2 protein-coding genes are annotated in these 1,189 nt (G+C 46.4%); both read left to right on the top strand.

What is annotated here, in order from left to right; genetic code table 11:
• Positions 1 to 581: ScyD/ScyE family protein (locus ACWATR_RS40210; RefSeq protein WP_460346028.1), on the top strand; the 581-nt coding region annotated here is incomplete at its 5' end.
• Between the two features lie 127 nt (positions 582 to 708).
• Positions 709 to 1,189: ScyD/ScyE family protein (locus tag ACWATR_RS40205; protein WP_460346025.1), on the top strand; the 481-nt coding region annotated here is incomplete at its 3' end.

The following is a 1,189-nucleotide window of genomic DNA, read 5'->3' as shown; positions in this document are numbered from 1 at the left end:
AACCTGCACAGGTTCCATCTCAAGGTGAAGAGGTGCGACGCCCATCGCAGTTTGCAACTCAACCAGTACCCTCAAGTGTTGCCAAAGGACTTGATGGCGCTTATTACGTCAGCCAATTTACAGGTTTTCCCTTCCCTGAAGGTGGGGCAAAAATCTATCGAGTCGGTGCTGATGGTAAATCATCAGTTTTCGCCGATGGTTTCACCCAACTCACAGACTTGGAATTTGATACTGAAGGCAATCTGTATGCTTTGCAGTATGCCAATCAGTCAGCCTGGAAGGGTAATTTTGATGGTTCTGTGATCAAAATAGCTACCGATGGGACACGCACAACTCTTCTGAGTGGCAATGGATTAGAGTCACCTAGCGCCCTGACTATAGGTGCTGATGGTGCAGTATACGTCACAAACCGGAGCGATCGCCCAGGACTTGGACAAGTGATCAGAATTGAGAATACTAGGTCTGTCCCGGAACCGAGTTCTGCTTTCGGCGTGTTTGCGATCGGCGCTTTCGGCGTTGCTTGGCTGCACAAGAAAAGAATCCCCAAACCGCTCAGAGATAGAGTTGTGGCGCTCAAGTAAAAGTTTCAAACCAATATCACTTCCTCTCAAGGACATTTACCCTGCATTCTTCAGGGACTAGGATTTCTTGTCTTTAAAACCATAAAACTTTCCCGAAATTACTAACTCTTAATCTCCCTTGAAAGGTATGAAACTCAAATCATTTGCTCTGACATCTCTGACATTTTGTTTTGCTGCTATTTGCGGAACACCATCTGTACAAGCTGCAACCCTAACGACAATTGTCGATGGAATCAGTAATGCACGGGGTGTTAGCTTTGGCCCCGATGGTACTCTCTACGTAGCAGAGCCAGGTATCGGCGGAAACGGAAATTGCCAACCATCTCCTAGTACACTGTTTCAGCCGATCTGTGCTGGTAATAGTGGTTCACTGGTCAAAGTTACACCAGGCGGTCAGCCACAGCGTCTATTCAATAACTTTCAATCTATAGCAGAGCAACCCAGTGGCAACCAAGGCGCTGGTATTCAAGACGTACAATTTGACTCTCAGGGAAATGCTTATCTTCTAACTGGGTTTGCTGGTTATCCAGGAAATCGTGATTTAGAATCACTTAATCTTGGTGCTAATTTCCCGATCCCAGAGCAGCAACTTGTTACTTTCCCGCCAT

The sequence above is a fragment of the Nostoc sp. UIC 10890 genome (genome assembly GCF_054786515.1).
This window is presented reverse-complemented; position numbering and strand designations above follow the sequence as displayed.